Here is a 5331-nt window from a genome sequence, read left to right on the forward strand (position 1 = left end):
GGCGTTGTTGCGCAATTCGGGCCTGAGACGTGACTTCCCCTTTCCCCGCTGACGTCAGGCCACGCGGACTATCTCGGCGGTGCAGAGGGCGGAGAAGCGGTTCATGAGGGCGATGCGGATGTGGATTTCGGCGGTCTGGCGGTCGGGATCTCGTGCGGCGATGCGCTCGCCGAAGGCTTTCAGGCAGCGCATCCTCGCGTCGATCCGGCTGCGGGCGTGGTATCCGGTCCAGCGCTTCCAGAACGCTCGGCCATAGTATCGGGTCGCGCGCAGTGTGTCGTAGGCGCCGTCGGCGGTGACAGTACCGATCGGCTCGTTGTCGGGGATTTGGCCGAGCAGGTCCGGGAGCACGGGACTGTCGCCGTCGCGGCTGGGGGTGAACTCGACGGCGCGGATGTCCGAAGTGGCCGGGTCCATCGCCAGATGTACCTTGCGCCACTGACGGCGTCGCTGCGATCCATGCTTGCGAGCCTGCCATTCGCCATCACCGAGAAACTTGATCCCGGTGCTGTCGACCAGCAGGTTCAACGGTCCGTCGGCGCGGCGATACGGGACCTGAACGGCCAGGGTTCTCTGCCTGCGGCACAGGGTAGAGAAATCTGGCACGGGCCAGTCCAGGCTAGCCAGTCGAAGCAGGCTGGCCACCATCCCGGCGGTCTGGCGCAATGGAAGCTTGAACAGGACCTTGATCGACAGGCAGAACTGGATGGCCGCATCGGAAAACACCGCGGGCCGTCCAGGCCGCCCATCACGCGGCGCGCGCCAGGTCATCTCCTTGTCCACCCAGATCAGCAGAGACCCCCGCTTGCGCAGCGACGCGTTGTAGTTGGACCAGTTCGTCGTGCGATAGCGGGCGGGAGGTGGCTTGCTCATGCAGCCCGTGTAACCGCATGGATTCGCCAAGTGAATCCTCCATGGCCCGAGTTCTGCAACAACGCCCACCAACATACACAGACACCCCCTTGTTTTGCCCACTCCCGTTCGCACCCCCCGTGGCACCTGGATGATCGCACGCGTGACGGGAACAATAGGCGTCGCGCGCCGCAACATGTCAGGGCGTCCCGGCGCCGCCGAGTCCGAATTTCTCAAAAATCATGGCTTGGGTCCCATCGGCAATAAGCTTGTCCAGGCTGGTTTGCATTCTTGCGATGACCTCGTCGGAAACGCTGGGATTGCAGGCGATTGAATAAATATCCTCTGTAAGCACCAGCGCCACTTCAACCGCATGTCCCTCGCGTTGCAACACCGCGAAGTAGTCCTCGGACACAGGCATCAAATCGATGCGGCCGCTGAGCAGCTTTTTCAAACTCAAGGTCTGGTTGGTGGCCAAATCCACCTTGGGAAACTGGTGTGTCTCAAGAATGGCCTGGGTATAGTCATCGCGCTGGGTGCCAACGGAATAGGCCTTGGCTTCCTCAATGGTATCCGGGTTTATGCCGGAACCGGCCTTACGCACCAAAACGGTACGATTTGTCAAAAGCGGTTCAACCCATTTGAATTTGGGGTCGCGTTCTGCATTATGGACAGTCGTGAAGACACAGTGATCTTGCTGGGTCATAGCTAGGGACAGCGCCCGCGCCCAAGGCATCATCTCAATCGAATAATCCAGCCCGGCATCCTGCATCAGCAATTTCACCTGCTCGACCCCGACCCCCTTGTACTCGTTCCCCTCGCGGTAGTTGAACGGAGGATAATCCTCGGTATCGAGCTTGATGGTCTGGGCGTGAGCCGGAACTACCAGGACAAGTAGTGTCAAAATAACTGATCTTATCATGACGCAGTACTTTCTATTTTACAGGAGAGTTCTTCGGGGGTGGTTTGAGTCCAAACGTTCCCGGTATTACCGGCCAATTGCGAGATAAGGTCATCCGCAGGTGCCGGCCTGGCAAAGTAAAATCCCTGCCCAAATTCGATACCCATCGCCATCAACATATCACATTGATTGGCCGTCTCTATACCTTCGGCGACAACCATACAGTTCAACTTATGCGCAATCGTATTTATGCCCTCAATCAGCAGATTGCTCTTGTCGTGCGAATTCTTCGAATTGAGTGCATGAATAAAAGATTGGTCGATTTTGACAATGTCGACCGGAAATCGGTGCAGGTAGCTCATAGACGAATAGCCGGTGCCAAAATCGTCGAGGGCAACGCGCATGCCTAGCGCCGACAGTTCCTTGAGGGTAGCATAAATGATCGCGTCGTCGTGAACCAGCACCTCCTCGGTGACTTCCACGACAATACGCGATGGGGAAATGCCGGTCTCTTGCAAATCCGCCATGATTTTCAGAGGTAACCCCGGTTCGAACTGCAGTGGCGAGAAATTGACGGCCAGATAGGTATCGTGCAAATCCAGCCTATCACTAATTTTGGCTAGATGGTGCAAAGCCTGCTTGAATATCCGTCTGCCAATTGCGTTGATGGATCCTGTTTCCTCGGCAACCGGTATGATATCAGCGGGTGTCACAATGCCTTTTTGCGGATGGTTGAGGCGCATCAGGGCTTCAAAACCCGCGATCCTGCCGCTTTGCAAATCGATAATTGGTTGCAGCCAGGCATCGAACTCGTCATTGGCAAGCCCTTGCTCGATGAAGCTCTCGATTTCAGCGCGTGTACGGGCGGTCTCGGCAATGTCGTCGCTGAACATCGTTATCCCCTTCCTGCCGCCTTTTTTGCGCGTATACATCGCCATATCGGACTTTTGCAACAGGTCGGCGGCGTTGCGGGCCTGTGTGGGATAGAGCGCAATGCCGATGCTGGCGCTGAGCGTCATGGGGGTGCCGTCAATATCAAACGGGGTATCAAAAATGCGCGCGATGCGCTCTGCCACTTCTCGAGCCACATGCTCTGCTCTAGGGGCAGCAACAAGAGTGGCAAATTCATCGCCGCCAAGCCGCGCCAACGCATCGTCCGGTCGGACTTGCTGCTGCATGCGCTCCGTAACCTTGCACAGTGCCAAGTCCCCCGCAGTGTGCCCAAGATTGTCATTAATCCATTTGAACCGGTCGAGATCGATAAAAAGACACGCCAGTTCGCCCTTGCGCTCATCGGTTTGCCGAATCTCTTCGCCAAGGGTCATTTCAAGCCCCTGTCGGTTCAACAGTCCTGTCAAATGGTCGGTGATTGCCTGCTGGTGGTTGCGTTGCTCGGCCTCTCGGAGCTCGCTCACATCAGTCATGACCGAAAGCGACAAATCCTGTTTGCCCCACTGGGTGGTAATGGTCTCCCTAATCAGCACGTCCATGCGGCTGCCGTTGGAGCATGTGAATTTGAAAGTATCCCCCGGGCTCGTCACTGAGGCGTCATTGTCCAGCTTACTGCGTACTTTATAGGCTTCGCGCGAAGCGGGATCTAAAAACTCGCTGAACGCCTTACTGATAACATCTTCACGACTAAAGCCGGTGGCAAGAAGCCAGTAGTCCGAAACAGCGCTGACATTGCCGTCGCAATCCACCGAATACAACATTGCAGGGGTCAGGTTATGGATGGCCTGGGCAAGAGCATTTGCTGATTTAAGCGCTATTTCCTCGGCTTCTAGTTCTTCCTGCATCTCGTTAAATTCTTTTGCCAGGGTGCCCATCTCATCGTTGGATGTCCAATCCACCCGCTGGCGTGAACCAAGCTTGTGTGTGGCAATGATAGCATCGGTCAAATGCAACAGGGGTCGGATAACCGTCATCCGATTGGCAATCAGCGCGGCGGCGGAAATCAACAATACTGCGAGGCCGAAAATCGAGAGAAAGACGATCTCGCGTGTATTGATGACCGTACGAAAGCTGGTCCGTTCAATCCAGACAGTCAACGTGCCGACTTCCTTGTTGCCATCCACCGAACTGAATGTTATCGGCAATGAGATTTTCTGCAGGGGGTTGCCTGAGTCATCATGCTCGCTCGGGGTTTCAGCATGGATCTCCCCGAACGTATCCGTGACATCGGCGCGGATAACGCGTGGATTTGAAACGATAGTATTGGTAATCTTGCGCACGCTTTCTAAGTCAAAATCCCAAAGTGGCTTACCAAGCGCCTGGGCACTGGCCGCCATCGTCAGATCGATGTTTTTGCGACTTTCCGTCGCAGCGCGGTCATAGGAAAGTTGGAAAAATAGAGCAAAAAGTGGCGCTACGAGCAGCAACAATGCGGCACATATTATAAGAATAAAGCGTTTTTCCACCGAGTGTGCGTACATGCTCCCTCAAATGCCAGATGGAGCAGGACTGTATCGGACATTGCCGCTGTTCAATAGCTGTCCGGATGAACTGGCCTTTTGGCCAGCCAAGGGTGTATCGGGATTTGGACCTGTCACGGTTTGGATACGCCCAATCCGTTTGCAGCCTTTGGTAGTGTCCCACCGGGTGGTGTAAGAGGCCGCGCGCGGAGCCTTTTGGCGTAGCGCGGCGTTGTTGCGCAATTCGGGCCTGAGACGTGACTTCCCCTTTCCCCGCTGACGTCAGGCCACGCGGACTATCTCGGCGGTGCAGAGGGCGGAGAAGCGGTTCATGAGGGCGATGCGGATGTGGATTTCGGCGGTCTGGCGGTCGGGATCTCGTGCGGCGATGCGCTCGCCGAAGGCTTTCAGGCAGCGCATCCTCGCGTCGATCCGGCTGCGGGCGTGGTATCCGGTCCAGCGCTTCCAGAACGCTCGGCCATAGTATCGGGTCGCGCGCAGTGTGTCGTAGGCGCCGTCGGCGGTGACAGTACCGATCGGCTCGTTGTCGGGGATTTGGCCGAGCAGGTCCGGGAGCACGGGACTGTCGCCGTCGCGGCTGGGGGTGAACTCGACGGCGCGGATGTCCGAAGTGGCCGGGTCCATCGCCAGATGTACCTTGCGCCACTGACGGCGTCGCTGCGATCCATGCTTGCGAGCCTGCCATTCGCCATCACCGAGAAACTTGATCCCGGTGCTGTCGACCAGCAGGTTCAACGGTCCGTCGGCGCGGCGATACGGGACCTGAACGGCCAGGGTTCTCTGCCTGCGGCACAGGGTAGAGAAATCTGGCACGGGCCAGTCCAGGCTAGCCAGTCGAAGCAGGCTGGCCACCATCCCGGCGGTCTGGCGCAATGGAAGCTTGAACAGGACCTTGATCGACAGGCAGAACTGGATGGCCGCATCGGAAAACACCGCGGGCCGTCCAGGCCGCCCATCACGCGGCGCGCGCCAGGTCATCTCCTTGTCCACCCAGATCAGCAGAGACCCCCGCTTGCGCAGCGACGCGTTGTAGTTGGACCAGTTCGTCGTGCGATAGCGGGCGGGAGGTGGCTTGCTCATGCAGCCCGTGTAACCGCATGGATTCGCCAAGTGAATCCTCCATGGCCCGAGTTCTGCAACAACGCC

The 5331-nt window shown here is 57.5% G+C and carries 4 protein-coding genes; all 4 read right to left on the reverse strand.

Annotated elements, in window-relative coordinates:
• Positions 1 to 54: 54 nt before the first annotated feature.
• The gene (locus CRJ03_RS12840) at positions 55 to 873 is read right to left on the reverse strand and encodes an IS5 family transposase (protein WP_104017591.1); all 819 of its coding nucleotides are present in this window, start codon (positions 871 to 873) and stop codon (positions 55 to 57) included.
• Positions 874 to 1051: 178 nt separating this feature from the next.
• Complete coding sequence (locus tag CRJ03_RS12845) at positions 1052 to 1756, reverse strand: substrate-binding periplasmic protein (RefSeq protein ID WP_240611668.1); 705 nt, start codon at positions 1754 to 1756, stop codon at positions 1052 to 1054.
• 14 nt (positions 1757 to 1770) lie between these two features.
• Positions 1771 to 4134 (reverse strand): putative bifunctional diguanylate cyclase/phosphodiesterase, encoded by a 2364-nt coding sequence (locus CRJ03_RS12850; protein WP_206018368.1) that lies wholly within the window; start codon positions 4132 to 4134, stop codon positions 1771 to 1773.
• Between the two features lie 312 nt (positions 4135 to 4446).
• The gene (locus tag CRJ03_RS12855; RefSeq protein ID WP_104017591.1) at positions 4447 to 5265 is read right to left on the reverse strand and encodes an IS5 family transposase; all 819 of its coding nucleotides are present in this window, start codon (positions 5263 to 5265) and stop codon (positions 4447 to 4449) included.
• Positions 5266 to 5331 lie beyond the last annotated feature (66 nt).

The organism is Roseovarius nitratireducens (assembly GCF_002925845.1).
GTDB lineage: Bacteria > Pseudomonadota > Alphaproteobacteria > Rhodobacterales > Rhodobacteraceae > Roseovarius > Roseovarius nitratireducens.

Coding starts and splice junctions, on each gene's coding strand:
- CRJ03_RS12855 (WP_104017591.1), bottom strand. CDS start 5,265: ATGAGCAAGCCACCTCCCGCCCGCTATCGCACGACGAACTGGTCCAAC.
- CRJ03_RS12840 (WP_104017591.1), bottom strand. CDS start 873: ATGAGCAAGCCACCTCCCGCCCGCTATCGCACGACGAACTGGTCCAAC.